General features: G+C 59.7%; 12 protein-coding genes. 7 read left to right on the plus strand and 5 right to left on the minus strand.

What is annotated here, in order from left to right:
- Nucleotides 1–159 precede the first annotated feature (159 nt).
- Together F561_RS0120620 and F561_RS0120625 are read left to right on the plus strand one after the other, a co-directional pair.
- A complete protein-coding gene (locus F561_RS0120620) occupies nt 160–1,182 on the plus strand; it encodes a ribonucleotide-diphosphate reductase subunit beta (protein WP_019011867.1) in 1,023 nt (340 codons plus the stop codon).
- On the plus strand, nt 1,175–1,483 hold the full coding sequence (locus F561_RS0120625; RefSeq protein WP_019011868.1) for a thioredoxin domain-containing protein: 309 nt from the start codon (nt 1,175–1,177) through the stop codon (nt 1,481–1,483). The genes F561_RS0120620 and F561_RS0120625 overlap by 8 nt, the downstream gene beginning before the upstream one ends.
- 257 nt (nt 1,484–1,740) lie before the next feature.
- On the opposite strand, the gene F561_RS0120630 is transcribed toward F561_RS0120625, so the two are convergent.
- Nucleotides 1,741–2,037, minus strand: coding sequence for a hypothetical protein (locus tag F561_RS0120630; protein ID WP_019011869.1), 297 nt, complete (start codon nt 2,035–2,037; stop codon nt 1,741–1,743).
- A 154-nt stretch (nt 2,038–2,191) separates the two neighbouring features.
- Between F561_RS0120630 and F561_RS0120635 the strand changes: the two genes are divergently transcribed.
- Nucleotides 2,192–2,617 carry an SCP2 sterol-binding domain-containing protein gene (locus F561_RS0120635; RefSeq protein WP_019011870.1) on the plus strand — a complete coding sequence of 142 codons (426 nt, stop codon included), beginning with the start codon at nt 2,192–2,194 and terminating at the stop codon, nt 2,615–2,617.
- Nucleotides 2,618–2,632: 15 nt separating this feature from the next.
- On the opposite strand, the gene F561_RS0120640 is transcribed toward F561_RS0120635, so the two are convergent.
- Nucleotides 2,633–5,032: a UvrD-helicase domain-containing protein gene (locus tag F561_RS0120640; RefSeq protein WP_083922580.1), complete on the minus strand. Its 2,400-nt coding sequence runs from the start codon at nt 5,030–5,032 to the stop codon at nt 2,633–2,635.
- Nucleotides 5,033–5,375: 343 nt separating this feature from the next.
- Here F561_RS0120640 and F561_RS0120645 point away from each other — a divergent pair, with 343 nt between their 5' ends.
- Complete coding sequence (locus tag F561_RS0120645) at nt 5,376–5,951, plus strand: TerD family protein (RefSeq protein WP_019011872.1); 576 nt, start codon at nt 5,376–5,378, stop codon at nt 5,949–5,951.
- Between the two features lie 303 nt (nt 5,952–6,254).
- The gene (locus F561_RS0120650) at nt 6,255–7,307 is read left to right on the plus strand and encodes a DUF475 domain-containing protein (protein WP_019011873.1); all 1,053 of its coding nucleotides are present in this window, start codon (nt 6,255–6,257) and stop codon (nt 7,305–7,307) included.
- Nucleotides 7,308–7,387: 80 nt separating this feature from the next.
- On the opposite strand, the gene F561_RS0120655 is transcribed toward F561_RS0120650, so the two are convergent.
- Nucleotides 7,388–8,395, minus strand: coding sequence for an SDR family oxidoreductase (locus tag F561_RS0120655; RefSeq protein ID WP_019011874.1), 1,008 nt, complete (start codon nt 8,393–8,395; stop codon nt 7,388–7,390).
- A gap of 656 nt (nt 8,396–9,051) precedes the next feature.
- Here F561_RS0120655 and F561_RS0120660 point away from each other — a divergent pair.
- A complete protein-coding gene (locus F561_RS0120660; protein WP_040381458.1) occupies nt 9,052–10,353 on the plus strand; it encodes a replication initiator protein A in 1,302 nt (433 codons plus the stop codon).
- Nucleotides 10,354–10,584: 231 nt separating this feature from the next.
- On the opposite strand, the gene F561_RS0120665 is transcribed toward F561_RS0120660, so the two are convergent.
- Nucleotides 10,585–11,505 carry an IS110 family RNA-guided transposase gene (locus tag F561_RS0120665; protein ID WP_245556601.1) on the minus strand — a complete coding sequence of 307 codons (921 nt, stop codon included), beginning with the start codon at nt 11,503–11,505 and terminating at the stop codon, nt 10,585–10,587.
- Nucleotides 11,506–11,805: 300 nt separating this feature from the next.
- On the opposite strand from F561_RS0120665, the gene F561_RS0120670 reads away from it, so the two are divergent.
- Nucleotides 11,806–12,849: an IS4 family transposase gene (locus F561_RS0120670; RefSeq protein WP_245556602.1), complete on the plus strand. Its 1,044-nt coding sequence runs from the start codon at nt 11,806–11,808 to the stop codon at nt 12,847–12,849.
- 100 nt (nt 12,850–12,949) lie between these two features.
- Here the strand turns inward: F561_RS0120670 and F561_RS29560 are convergent.
- Nucleotides 12,950–14,061 (minus strand): hypothetical protein (locus F561_RS29560; RefSeq protein WP_026299117.1); only part of this gene is annotated, 1,112 nt, incomplete at its 5' end.

The following is a 14,061-nucleotide window of genomic DNA, read 5'->3' on the forward strand; positions in this document are numbered from 1 at the left end:
TTTGTTAGAAGAGGGTCAGCAAAAGCAATTGTTCCCTTATCAAATATCTTGGATGTGGTCAGCTCACTTTCCATTTAACTAAACCAATTGATTCTTGGTTATCTAGCTAACATCAAACAAAAGAACAAAAGAGATCATCAAAGCGTTATATTGATTTCGATGTCCACTACCACGCACCGCACGCCGTTCAGCGCCACCAATTGGAGCGAGCCGGAAGACGGCTTTTCCACCACTTTCTACGAGAAGTACACCTCTCAGTTGTGGTTCCCCGAAGAAATTCCCCTCAGCAACGACGCGCTGGTCTGGAAGGCCCTGGGCGACGAGGAACGCTGGACCTACATGCACGCCTCGGCGGGCCTGAATGCGCTGGACACCCTGCAGGGCGAAGTCGGTATGCCCACGCTGAGGCACCTGACTGAAGGCCACATCCGCAAGGCAGTCTTGCAATTTCAGGGCATGATGGAAGACATCCACGCCCGGTCCTACAGCCTGATGAACAAGACGTTCCTGACCAGCAACGAGGAGCGCGGCATTTTCGAGTGGGTGCGGACTCAGCCCCACCTGCAGTTCAAGATCGGCTTCGTGCAGGACGTGTTCAACGATCCCGACGTGTCCAATCTGGGCCTCTGGAAAAAGATGGTCGTGTCGTGCATGTTGGAAACGGCGCTGTTCTATTCCGGGTTTTTCTATCCGCTGTACCTCGCCGGACAGGGCCGGATGGTGGCCGCAGGCGAGATTTTCAACCTGATCATTCTGGATGAAGCGGTGCATGGCGTGTATGTGGCGATGCTGGCTCAGGAAAAATTTGAGGAGATGGACGAGGCCGAGCAGGCCTATGCCCGTGCCTGGTACAGCCGAACGCTGCAAACCCTGTACCGCAACGAGGTCGCCTACAGTGAGGTCTTGTATGCAGGCGTGGGCCTGGTGGCCGATGTCAAGCGCTTTATCCGCTTCAACTTCAATGTGCTGGCCGACAACCTGAATCTGGACCGGGCCTTCGACGACGAGGAAATCAATCCGATTGTGCGTAACGGCATCCGCACCAACGGCACCACCCACGACTTTTTCAGCGCCAAGGGCAACAGCTACAGCAAGATCAGCGTGGAGCCGCTGGCCGAAGCCGATGTGGAAGCCCTCTGGTCGGGCGGTTTCCCGATCATGGCCGGAGTTGCCAATGACTGAAACGCTGATGACGGAAAGACCCTCGACCGAAACGGTTTCAGATCGCCCCTTCGTGATGCTGACGCAAAACGACTGCCCCCAGTGCGAGCGCCTGAAGCTGATGCTGGACAAACCCCTGCGCGGGCAATTCGGCTCCCAGATTCAGACCGTCCACCGGCAGGAGCAGGCTGAGGAATTCAGCGCCCTCGTCGAGCAGCACGGCATTCAGACCACTCCCGCGCTGCTGCACCTGCCCACGGGCCGCGTGCTGCTGAACACCAGCGGACTGGGCGAGGTCAAGAACTTTTTGATGCAGGGCTGATACCAAATTGCGATGATTCGTGAGAGTCATTCCGAGCGGAGCGAGTGGCAAAAAGTACGGGAGGAGTGGCTTGCTCAAGCGAGTCCGTTCACGACGAGGGCTGGCGACGATGGACGAACATCCGGGACAGCGCCGGATGTTCGGGAATCAAAGCAAGTCCGTATGAGGCCAAGCGCCAGAACACAGCAACGACGGCAGCCAAAAGCAGCGTCCAGCCCCGAAAGGTTGGACGCTGCTGAATTCAGGCTTCTGGGAGATCAGCCTTTGAGTGCGGCGGCCAACTGGTGCAGGCCGTCCTGATCGGCGGCGGGGGCAGCAGAGGCCAGCTTTTCGGTTTCGCTGCCGAGTCCGGGAAGGAGAGCAGCCGCGCCGGGCAGGTCGCCGCTTTCCAGGCAGGACTTCAACTGAGCGAGGTGGCTGACCAGCGTTTCTGCGCCGGGCACGCCGTCCAGCGTCTTGTGCCATGAGGTGACATTGCTGGCCGCCGTGCCGGCGTCAATGCCCGTGAGTCCGCCCTGAAGTGCCTGAAGAGTCTGCTGAAGTTGCTCGTTCATGGTTGTTCCTCCTGTTCAGATCTTTGTGCCCCGTTATCTGACTCTGGAAGCCGAACTGAATATGTATGGCTTCACGCATAAAAGAGGACGCCTAATGCCAACTAAAGTCACAGATAATACAAACAACGCCATCTGATTGATCTTCCGTAGGAGAATGAGTTCTGACGCCGACACTTCCTTGACCATCAGCGCTGCACAACTTGAACAACGGCTCGTTCAGGTTTTCGGGATGGTTCACAGTGACAGTCAGGCCAACGTGTTGTTGCAAAAGCGCCTGTCAGTGGCCTTCCTGTTCATGCCGCTGGGTGTGGCGGTGCGGGTAGACGGCAGTGACGGGCAGGCGGCACTGATCACCGCAGGCGACGAGGCCAGGTCTGTGCCGAGCGACCTGACCTTCCAGATTGCCAGCAACGTCGCCCACGCCTTCTGGCTGGGCGAGCTGAACCCGGTACAGGCGATGATGGCGGGCCAGCTCAGTATTCGGGGGTCGTTGGTACAGGCGCTGACACTTTCACCCAGTCTGAAAGTGATGCAGGGGGCCTACCGGGGTCTGGTCGAGGAGAGTTCGGAACGCAGCTGAACCAGTCTCAGAGGGTCAGGGGTGCAACCGCAGATGCACGGCAAACGGGGCAAAGGGCGTGCCCAGCAGTTCTCCGGTGCGGGGGTCAAAGGCGTAGGCCTCGCCTTCCAGGTCTACCCGCCAGTTGCGCTCGCCGCGCCGCTGGACTTGAGCCGGGCGCAGGCGGGCAAAGTGCTCCTCGAACACCACCGCACCGACCTCTTTGGCAGTCAGGGGCCGCATCAGCGGAATCGCCAGCCGCGCCCGGTTCGCGGCACGCTCCACCTGTGTCAGCCGCGCCAGATCCAGATACACACTGCGGCTGTGGACCTCCCGCAGCAGCACCAGCGACGCCTCCGCCCACTCTGACAGGGCCGGGCGGGCATCCTGCCGCAGTCCCTCCAGCCGGGCCGCCAGAACCGACACGGGCAGGTCGGCCTGTCCGTTGTACAGCGCGTAGGGACGCGGGTCTTCCACGGTGGCAGGAAGATGCAGGGCACGCACGCGCAGAGCATGGTCAGCCAGGGCAGCCGGAGGGGGAGTGGGTACCGGGCGGCGGAAGGGTGAAGGCAACTGCCCCGGCGACGCGGCAGGCAGGTCTGAGTTTGCCTGTACAGGCGAAGCAGCGCCAAACAGGGGAGGGGAGAACACACGCGGCGGCGCGGGCTGAGGCTGAACTGACTGAGGCTGAGCCGCCGCGCCCATCACCTCTTCCGGCACCCAGCCCTGCGGCGCAGCCAGCCGCCAACCGCTTTCCCATGCGCCCGCTCCATACGCCAGCCTGAGTTCCCGCTTGCTGCGGGTCAGGGCCACAAAAAGGACGCAGCGTTCTTCCTCGGGGTCGCCGGAGGGCATCGGCATCTGTTCGGGGTACAGCAGGGTCACCCGCTCCCACTCCAGTCCTTTGGCCCGGTGGACGGTGGACAGCAGCACGTCGGCATCTTCGCGGTACAGGCCGCGCAACACGCCGGCAACAGTGCCGGGTGTGGCCTGTGCACCCGCCGAGGCCGCCCGCAGGGCCAGCAGACGCAGGCAGGAACAGAGGTCGTTCAGTTCGCCGAGGGCTTTTTTGGCGGCCCGGTCACCCTCGTCGGCACGGTACTGAAGGGGCCTGGCACGGCGTTCGTACAGGGCCGCTATCCGGTCCGGCACAGCCGCCTCGTCTGCGGGCAGGGCAAAGGCTTCCTGGGCTGCCGTTTCCAGCCGGGTCGCCAGATCACGGCCCCGAATATTCACGCTGACGTGGCGGGTCATCAGCAGCAGGGCCAGACGCAGCAGCGGGGCATTCAGGCGGCACAGCACCACGTCTCCGCGTCCGTAATGGGCCGAGTCTGCCGCCACATGTTCCACGGTTCCGGGCTGCGCCGCGCCCGAAGGCTGGATGAATTCACTGGCATTGCGGGCCAGCGCCACATGCGACGCCGGACAGCGGAACGACACGCTCAGCGGCAACTGCTGTGCGCCCAAGCGCTCGGCCAGACGCCACAGCCCACGCGGGTCGGCCCCGGCATAGGTGTAAATCGCCTGTTCGGGGTCACCCACAGCGATCAGGCGGCCCGCTGGGGCCAGTGCCCCAACTTCTCCCGCAGGGGGCAGCTCCAGCCCCAGCAGATGCGTCACGAAGCGCTGGCGCAGCGGCGTCAGGTCCTGCGCTTCATCGACCAGCGCCGTACCCAGCGTGCCCCGGCCCAGCCCCAGTTCCAGCGGCAGCCATAAAAAGTCGGTGAAATCGGGCAGGCCGCCTGCTTCCCAGTCCTGAAGGCTGCGCTCCCGGAAGGCCCGCAGCACGCGCCGCAGGTCGGCCACACGCCCCGGTTCAGCGCTGCCCTGCTCGGGCCACTCGGCGTCCACGGCCAGCGCAGTCAGGTCATCGTCGTGTGCACTGTCGTTCAGGACGTACTCACGGGCCAAGTCCCACATCCGGGCCGCCACGCGCACCTGTCGCCGGGACACGGGTTCAGCGGCGTACACCTGTTCGGCCAGACGCAGGCTGCGGTCGTTGTCCAACTCCATCTGCGGCCCGCGCACGCTGCACAGCACCCGCCGCCCATAGGCGTGCAGCGTACTCGCCCGGATGCCCGGCGGCAGATGCGGCCCCACCGCCGTCACCGAATGCTTGTTGTAGGCAAAATACACTGCACGCCCGCCTCCCCCCTGCACCCCGGAATTCAGGTGCCACGCGGCTTCCGTCAGGGTGGTGGTTTTGCCGCTTCCAGCAGTGGCCCGCAGGACCAGATGCCGCCCACTACCCCGCACGGCCTCTACAAATTCGCGCTGCTGCGGTGTGAACTGGGCCGGAATGGGCCGGGGTTTGGCGCTGGTGGTGTGCAGCGTTTCACCCTGCCGGGTCACGTAGATCACGGGCGCTCCAGTGCAGCACACTTCGGGGCGGCACACCTCATCGGGGCAATACAGGCGGGGAGGCAGCGGCGGCAAGGTGGACGGGGGGCGCAGAGGTCAGTGAACATGAACGTAGACAAGGCGAGCCTACCTTAGAGCATCTTTCAAAAAGATGGCGCGGTCAGTTGGCCCGATTCTTCCCCGACTTGCACGGGCGTATGCCTTCTTCCATCCTCCAGCCTGCCTGAGTTCTGCGCTACCGGCGGTCAGTGGAGGACAAGATGAGCCTCAACTTGACGCTCTCTTCACGCGCCAGTCCGGGCAGATCATGACCTAAACTTTTGGCAGGCCAACGGAGACGCTCAAACAGGGCTCTTCCGGTCTGGTCGGCAGTCAAGTTTGTGCCCCTCTCTTCACTTTCTCTGGTACAAGGAGCGTCATGGGTATTTCACTTCAAAAGGGCGGCAACATCTCGCTGAGCAAAGAGGCTCCCAACCTGCAACGCATCCACGTCGGGCTGGGCTGGGATCCCCGTTCTACGGACGGCCAGCAATTCGATCTGGACGCCTCTGCCTTCCTGCTGACCGCAGCGGGCCGGGTGCGCGGCGATCACGATTTCATCTTCTACAACCAGCTCAGCAGTATTGACGGCAGCGTGAAACATGCCGGAGACAACCGCGACGGGCAGGGTGACGGTGACGACGAGAGCGTAAAGATCAACCTGACGCAGGTTCCCGCCGACATTCAAAAAATTGCCATCACCGTGACCATCGATCAGGCCGAGGTACGCCGACAGAGTTTCGGGCAGGTGGGCGGCGCGTTTATCCGGATTGCCAACGAGGACACTGGGCAGGAGCTGACCCGCTTTGACCTCGGCGAGGACTTTTCGACGGAAACCGCCGTGATCTTCGGTGAAATCTACCGCCACAACAACGAATGGAAATTCCGCGCCGTGGGGCAGGGCTACGCAGGCGGACTGGCTCCGCTGGCCCGCAACTACGGTGTGAATATCTGATCTGTAGGGCTGCCTCCCACCCGGCCCGCGTGGCTGGGTGGTTCTTTCGTGACATGCGCCCTCGTCACCCGCAGTCCTGCGGCGGGCCGGGAGAAGAATGGGGAGCAAACGTGCGCCGCTCTTCCCACTGCCCGCCAATTTAGGGCATAGTTTTGTGGCTGCACCGGGCATACTTGCCCCCGCATGTCATGGGCAGAGATCGAAAAGATCGGCTGAGCCGCGCCTGCCCGCCTACCCCGCCACGAAGATGGGGGCATCTTTGTCGGCAACGACCCTTCTCGCCACCCATCCCAGAGGTCAACAGTGATTCAGAGAGAATTTGGTTTTGCATTTGGTGTCACCGTCATCGCGCTGATTTTGGCAGGCTGGTACGGTTACAACACCGGCGGTATTGCCGTGGCACTCAACTTTTTGTTGATTGCCGTGGTCCTGGGCGTCATGGAAATTTCGCTGAGTTTCGATAACGCCGTGGTCAATGCCTCCGTCCTCAAAAACATGTCCGAGAAATGGCAGCGCCGCTTTCTGATCTGGGGCATCTTGATCGCGGTGGTCGGCATGCGGCTTCTGTTCCCTATTGCCATCGTCGCCATTACAGCGGGCCTCGGCTTTGGCGAAGTCACCCGGCTGGCCCTCAACGACGCTCCCCGCTACGCCGAATACCTGGAGCAGTCCGAAGTTGCCATCAGCGCGTTCGGCGGCACCTTTTTGCTGATGGTGGCCCTGAACTACCTGATGGACCCCGACAAGGATGAGCACTGGCTGGCCGGCTTCGAGCGTCGTCTGGCCGGCATCGGCAAGCTGGACACCATTCAGGCCATCATTGCAGGCGTCGTGCTGTTGCTGCTGACCAAATTCGCGGTGGCTCCCGCCGAGCAGCTCACGGCCCTGACCGCCGGATTGGTCGGCCTGTTGTTGTACCTGGCCATGAACGCCGTAGGAAACCTGTTTGACGCCGATAACATGGCTGCCAAAGCAGGCGCGGCAGGTTTTGCGGCTTTCATGTACCTCGAAGTTCTGGACGCCAGTTTCTCCCTGGACGGCGTGATCGGGGCCTTCGCCGTCACCAAAGAAGTGGTCATCATTTCGGCGGGCCTCGCCATCGGCGCAGTGTTCGTGCGTTCTCTGACGCTGTTCTTGGTGCATCAGGGCACGTTGACGCAGTACCGTTATCTCGAGCACGGTGCGCATTACGGCATTCTGGCGCTCGCCATCATCATGCTGCTGAGTATGAACCGCAACATTCACATCCCCGAACTGATCACAGGCCTGATCGGCGTGGGCTTTATCATCCTGTCGGTCTGGTCGAGTGTCAGGGCCAACCGCAAGGAAGCCTTACAGGAATCAAGCAGAGCGTAGAGCGACAGAACTACATTCAGTTCCAGAACATGGGCCGGGAGGTGATATACCTCCGGCCCATGTTCTCTTGCTTACCAGCTTTATTTGCGTGAAGACCGCCAGAGCGCCCAGCCCGCCAAGCCCGTGCCGACCAGGATGGCCCCTCGCAGCAGTCCGGTTTGCGCCGCTTCGGTATAGACGCTGGTTTCCTGCACGTGGCCGGGGTAATCCCCGCGCTCGGCCAACCGCTCGGACGGACGGTCCAGGGCGTTGGCAGCGCGGGGCAATGGGGGTTTTTGGCTTTTGGTGCGGGGGATGACAAATCCACGCATCGCCCGGTCGGTGGCTCCGGGGGCCAACTGTCCAAACGCCGCGATGCCTTTGCCGCCGCCGCCCACAAATACGTCACGTGCTGGATGCTCTGCGGCGTGCAGGATGGCGCGGGCCACTGTTTCAGGGGCGTACACGGGCGGCACATGCTGCGGCTCGGTGTCCAGATAATTGCGGGCATTCAGCGGAAACGGCGTGTCTATCGGGCCGGGTTTGATCAGCGTCACAGAAATGGGTGCGCCGTCCGCTTCCAGTTCCATCCGAAGGGCATCCGTAAAACCTTTGAGGGCATGCTTGCTGGCGCTGTAAGTCCCCTGTAATGGAATGGCCCGCTCAGAGACGGTGCTGCCCACATTGATCAGCGCCCCGCCTCTGTACTTCAGTTCGGCTACTGCCGCCCGTGAACCGTAGACCACTCCCCAGAAATTGACCTCGAAGAGGCGGCGCATATCGTCGACCGACACCTCTTCCAGCTTGCCGTACATGCCGACGCCTGCATTGTTGACCCAGGTATCGAAGCCCCCGAAAGCTTGCCGCGCCGCCTCTACGATGCGTTGAATGTCTTCTTCCCGGCTCACATCGGCCACAACAGGAACGGCCTGCCCACCTGCCTGCACGATTTCGTCGGCCAGTTGGTTCAGTGCTGCCTCACTGCGGGCTGCCAGCACCAGCCGCACCCCTTTTTTAGCAGCCATCCGTGCTGTGCTGAGGCCAATACCGCTTGACGCTCCGGTCACGACCATCACTTGCTGATCCAGATTTTTCAGTGTTGCAGACATGATTGACCCTCCCCACTTGATGTGACCTAGAGGGTGGGTCTGTGCTTTAAGTGGAATGCCGCTCCACATCACCTTCTAAAGGTTTGTGGCAGAAGGAACCAATTTTCATTGAATGGCGTGACCTTCAGAAGCTCATTCCGTTCAAGTTGGCCCTCATGTGATGAGAAAAAGAGCATAAATCCAGCCTTACCAAAAACAGAAAAGACCAAGATAATTAGCTAAAAACATTATAGCGTACCATCCAATGTATCAGGACAGGCGATATCCACTATCGCTAACTTTGAGTCAGCTCTATCGCTAACTTTGAGTCAAAACAGAAAAAAATATGTGCTGAACATGTTTTTCCGACTATCGCTAACTTTGAGTCAAAAGAGCAATTTTGGCCCAAAAAGGCACGCTAACTTTGAGTCAAGAGCAGAAAATGACTATCGCTAACTTTGAGTCTTTTGGCCCAAAAAGGCACGCTAACTTTGAGTCGAACTGTCGCTAACTTTGAGTCGAACTGTCGCTAACTTTGAGTCAAAAAGGGGGGTAAAGCACGCTAACTTTGAGTCAAAAAAATGGAAAGTCCCTTTCTGGCACGCCAAACCGCCTCCCGCTTGATGATGCATTCATATGTTTTAAAAGCTTTTAAAAATACCTATAATCATCAAATCATGACGCAGGGCAACGACCATCTCATCAACGAGCTGACCCTCGCCCGCTCAGGCGTCTTCAGCATTCTGAACCGCGATATCGGGGACGATCAAAGCTGGGAAACGACTTTCAACATCGGGGATCGGCACTTCTACGTCGAGGGTGTCGCTTCGCGTGGACGGCCGCATGGTGTGGATCCCGATGTGCTGCTGGCGCTGCAAACCCTGTTTTTTGAGGCAGGTTGCCCTGAGGACGACACGGTGGTGTGCACCGCCTACCGCCTGCTGCAACTGACGCCGCTCGGTACGCGGGGCAACGCTTATGTGCGTCTGAGAGAGAGTCTGCTGCGTTTGGAGGGCGTGAGTTGGCTGACCCGCGTGTCCCGGCAGCAGGGCGGAAAATTCAGGGGCATGACGGAAACCAATCGCCTGATCGACCGGATTTCGGTACATGACGTGAGCCTGAGTGCCAGTGGTGCAGGCGGCGCAATCGTAGGCAGCGCACCTCTGCGGGTCACATTTTCGCGACATTTCGCCCAGTCGATCCGCGAAGGCTTCTACCAAATCCTGGATGCCGAACTGCTCAGTGATCTTAAGCAACCCACCGCCCGCAGCCTGTACCGCGTGTTGCAGGCTCACCGGGTCGGTGACGACGGCTCGTTGGCCCGTGAACTTCCGGTGATCATCGCGGCCTGGCGGGAAGCGACGGGACTGAGTGGACAGCGCACCAACAATGTCCGGCGTACCCTGGACGGCGCACACGCACACCTGATTGCCGCAAAGTACCTCCGAAACGTGTCGTATGACGGTTCGGGCGACAGCCAGCGCATCACCTACGCCTTCGAGGGTGAGGTTGATCCTGAATTGGTGGAACTGCTGACGTCTCTCAAAGTCAGTCGCCCGGTCGCTGAAGCGTTGGTGGCCGATCACCCCGAGCGGATTCGCACCGCTGTGGAGGCCGTCAAGCAGCGACTGGACACGGGTTACAAGCCCCGCTCTGTGGCTGCCACTTTGGTTGATGCTGTTCGTCATCCCGAAAAGTACGATGTGCTGCCCAGACAGGCGCAAGCATCGTCCAAGAAAACTGGAACAGCGAAAACCAAACGTGAGGATCAACCCGTGCTCCTACCGCTGAGCCGTGAGGAGTCTTTGGGCATGGTTCGCTCGCTTCTGCGTGTCAAGCTGGGTCGTCCGCCTCATGCCGAAACTGTGGCTGCACTGGAGACTCTCGATACCGACGCTGTAGAACGCCTCGCAGCTGCGGTCAGGGGTAGAGGCGATTTGGTGGATTTGATACAGGCCCTGACTGGTTTACCTGCGTAGGTATGGCTCGCTCTCAAGCTTTCCGCCTCACAGCCACGAGAATGCCGCGCTGTAACCCGGACTGACCCTGGAGTGCGGGTACTAAAATGGCGGGTCTTCTAGGCCCCAAAGAGTGCCTTTACGGGCACCTCATTGTCTACTGAAGCATGGAACAATCCGGATACGGTCTGAAATCGCTCAGTACCCGAACCTGGTATGTCAAGTCGGCGGAAGAGAAGACCCAAAAAGATCCTATGAAGGGGCTGGGATGGGGCCGCCCACGTGACTGGCCTGCAGGGTTCGGTACACCTCCCGAGCCAGGTGCGTCTTGAGTGCTCGAAGTGCCGCCCGTTTCGTTTTTCCCTCCTGCTCCTTCTTGGCCACAAATGTTTTGGTGCGTTCATCACAGCGTAGCCGGGTCAAGGCCATCAGGTGGAGCACCCTGTTGAGCTGTCGGTTGCCACCGACGTTCACGCACCAGCGTGTGTTCTTTCCGCTGCCCCGCTCCACGGGGGCAGCGCCGCAGTCACTGGCAAAGTGATGGACGTTTTCAAACCGCTGGATGTCACCCATCTCGGCCAGTACGGTGCCGGCCAGCACCACGCCGATCCCCTGCAAGGTCAACAGGGTAGAGGCCACCTGAGCGACCAGGGTCGCCATGGCGTGTTCCAGCTCTTTCAATGCTGCTTCGAGAGAAGTCAGCACCGCCTGCAGGGCGGTGCTCAGCGAGACAGCCGTGGTCTCTGGAAGTGCTTCGAGCATCATTTGGTTCGCTTTGCGCTGCTGAGCCAGCTTGTCCCGCGTGCGGGACAATTCCTGCAAACGGGTACGCTGCTCGCTGAGCTGGTCGGGCGGGAGTTGCGGGTTGGCCAGCAGCACCCGAGCGACGTTCTCGGCATCGACCAAGTCGTTCTTTTTCTTGCCGCGACGCGCACGGTACTGGCTGGTCAGGCTGGGATGGATGTGATACACCGATTGATCCTTGGCGAAGAGCAGGGCCAGCAGGGGAGCCACGTACCGGTTGCCTGCACCTTCAATCGCCCAGCAGTGTCCTTCAAAACAAGCAGACCAAGCCCACAACTGATTCAGGCCGTCGGTGTCGTTCTGGACGCTCAGACTGTCCAGAACGACGCCACGCGCATCGAGAGCGACGGCGGGATGGGTGGGGATCAAGTCCAAGAATGATCATGGCGTCCTCCAGCAGAGTTCGGCGTTTCACCCCCACCCGCGCAGGTCTGTTCTGGATTGGGCCCGCAGGCAGCCTGGTCTCAAGCGAAGAGCAGCGGTGTGGCGCCATTGAGACAGAGAACGCGCAATTCGGGTACAAGCGACAAGCGCAGACAATTTTAGGGCGACGCTCTCTCCTCACCTCATTTTGGACATACAGACACTTTCTTGACGGGTTGAAATCTCTCGTCTGATCCGTCAAAACAGAACGCGTCCCCTGCCACGCTGACCCATCTGACGCGCTGCTTGTGTGCCCACTTTCCGAAATACCGCGAAAACCAAGTGGAGCTGCTTTCTCTCGTCGTCCTGGCACTCCTTCAAGCCAAGGACGTCCGGCATGCAGAACTGGCTGAGCGCTTTCCGGGAAGCGCTCAGACATCTTCGGTTATTCGCCGAATTGAGCGGTTCTTCAACCATCATCCCCTGTGCCCGGCTGATGTCGCAGTGGTTGTGCTGAAGCTGCTTCCGGAGGCCCGGAAGCGAGAATTCATCCTTGACCGTACCAACTGGAAGCTGGGACAGTCAGACGTGAACGCGTTGGTACTGGCCGTCCTGTGGCGTGGTGTCGCCGTTCCACTCCTCTTTGAGCTGCTGCCCCATGGGGGCAGCAGTCGCACCGAGATCCGTCTGACCCTGATGAGTGATGTGTTGTGCCTCCTGTCCTGTCGGGAGATCGCCATGCTCTATGCCGATCGTGAATTCATTGGCCAAGACTGGATCACTAAGCTGTCTCGTGCGGGGATTCCCCTCTGTGTCCGCCTCCGACAAGACACATTCATTGACGGCTCTCCTGCACGAGACTGGCTGCAGGGACTGCAGCCAGGGATGAAAGGCATTTTGGTTGACCGGGCCGAGGTTTACGGGCAACCGATGAATGTCGTCCTGACGTACACCCAGGATGGAGAGGCGCTGGTCATTGCCAGCACCTCCGGTTCTGCCAGCCGCATCCTGTCCGGGTATCGCAAGAGGTTCCGCATTGAGTGTCTGTTCCGGGCTTTGAAAAGCAAGGGATTCAAGCTGGAAAGTACCCACATGACGCTCCACGAGAACGTGGAGCGCCTGCTCTGCCTGCTGACCCTGGCGTACGTCTGGTGCGTGCTGGTGGGTCTTCTCCAAACGTGCACCGTGAAAGTACATGGTCGGCGAGCCTGGAGTGTGGTGACGCTGGGCCTCCGAACCCTCGTGCGCACATTCGCCCGCATCCACGAGCGTGGGGAGGTGGAAGCACTTCAACTCATTGGGCTTTTGAAATCCAGCCAGACGCTCAATTCAGAAGGCGTTGGGTACTGAGCTGAAATCGATACTCTTGGTTGCTTGTTGAAGATCAAACAGATGGAGGGATCAGATCTATCACGTGATGGATCTGATCCCTCCTAGGTTCAAGCTAAGCTTATGGCCCGACTTTAACGTTTTTGCTGCTGACCTTACTTTGCCAGCGGGTGTATTCCTGTTTTTCCATGTCGAGGGTAACGGTGCCGATGTTTTGGTTGCCTGCGCAAGTGGTGGCATTCAGGCCGCAGTGCGGGAACCACGTCGGGCTGTTGCTGGTCTTGCCGTCAGCAGCTACCCGCGTCCAGCCCACCACGTTGTTGTCCATGCGGTTGTTGGCAAACGTCGGGACTGCCAGCTTGCCTGCGCCGTTGGGATCCCAGACATATAACCCGACGTTTGCCGCTGGAATGCGCTCACCTGCAGGTGTGCGCCCGCTGGAGATGACGCGGTTGTTATATACTTGGTTATTGACGCCTCCTGCAATCCCGATCCCGTGATTGGTGGTGCCCACCACCTGATTGTCGTACACCCGGGCATAACCTGAATCTAATGGATCGGTGACTTTGCCGTCGCCCAACAAAATCCCCCCGCCCGCATAGAAAGTTTCGGTCAGCGGCGACACCCCATAGGCGCCCTGAATGTAGTTGTCATGAATCAGAAACGGACTGGCCGGCGTGCCACTACTGAGATAGAAATTCATGTTTTCTTCCGTGCGGCTTTTGCCGGGTTCGTTAATGATTTCATTCCAAGCAATTTCCACATTGGGTAAGCGTTTGACATTGTTGAACAGCACTGTTTGAACAATGGTGTATGCACCGGTGTACCCGCCAGCACCGTCACTCAAGCGTCCATCAGTATTCTTAAATCGGTTGCGCAAAATCTTGATGGTCTCTCCGGCACTTGTATTGCCCATGAAGGCACGTGCGTAGATGCCGGTGGTGCCTTCGAAATAGCTGTTTTCCACGCGCAGGTTCATGACTTCCTCGGCGTTGACGGCGCGTCCGGCGGCCTTGCCGGCGACGTTGGGGTTCAGGGCGTAGCCGCGGGTGTTGCGGACCGTCAGGCGGTTTTTGAAGCCGCTGATCAGGTTGCCGCGGCTGCGGATGTTGGCGTTCTCGATGATCACCGGTTCGCTGGTCTGGATCAGGACCGCGGATTTGTTCTGCGTGCTCTCCCAGTTGCCCGAGTACGTTCCACCCTTCGTAATCACAATCGGACCGCTGTACTGGA

The sequence above is a fragment of the Deinococcus aquatilis DSM 23025 genome, from assembly GCF_000378445.1.
Lineage (GTDB): Bacteria > Deinococcota > Deinococci > Deinococcales > Deinococcaceae > Deinococcus > Deinococcus aquatilis.

Bases quoted from the DNA above. Each gene is read 5' to 3' on its own strand.
- F561_RS0120620 (WP_019011867.1), top strand. From the start codon at position 160: ATGTCCACTACCACGCACCGCACGCCGTTCAGCGCCACCAATTGGAGC.
- F561_RS0120625 (WP_019011868.1), top strand. From the start codon at position 1,175: ATGACTGAAACGCTGATGACGGAAAGACCCTCGACCGAAACGGTTTCA.
- F561_RS0120630 (WP_019011869.1), bottom strand. From the start codon at position 2,037: ATGAACGAGCAACTTCAGCAGACTCTTCAGGCACTTCAGGGCGGACTC.
- F561_RS0120635 (WP_019011870.1), top strand. From the start codon at position 2,192: ATGAGTTCTGACGCCGACACTTCCTTGACCATCAGCGCTGCACAACTT.
- F561_RS0120645 (WP_019011872.1), top strand. From the start codon at position 5,376: ATGGGTATTTCACTTCAAAAGGGCGGCAACATCTCGCTGAGCAAAGAG.
- F561_RS0120655 (WP_019011874.1), bottom strand. From the start codon at position 8,395: ATGTCTGCAACACTGAAAAATCTGGATCAGCAAGTGATGGTCGTGACC.
- F561_RS0120660 (WP_040381458.1), top strand. From the start codon at position 9,052: ATGACGCAGGGCAACGACCATCTCATCAACGAGCTGACCCTCGCCCGC.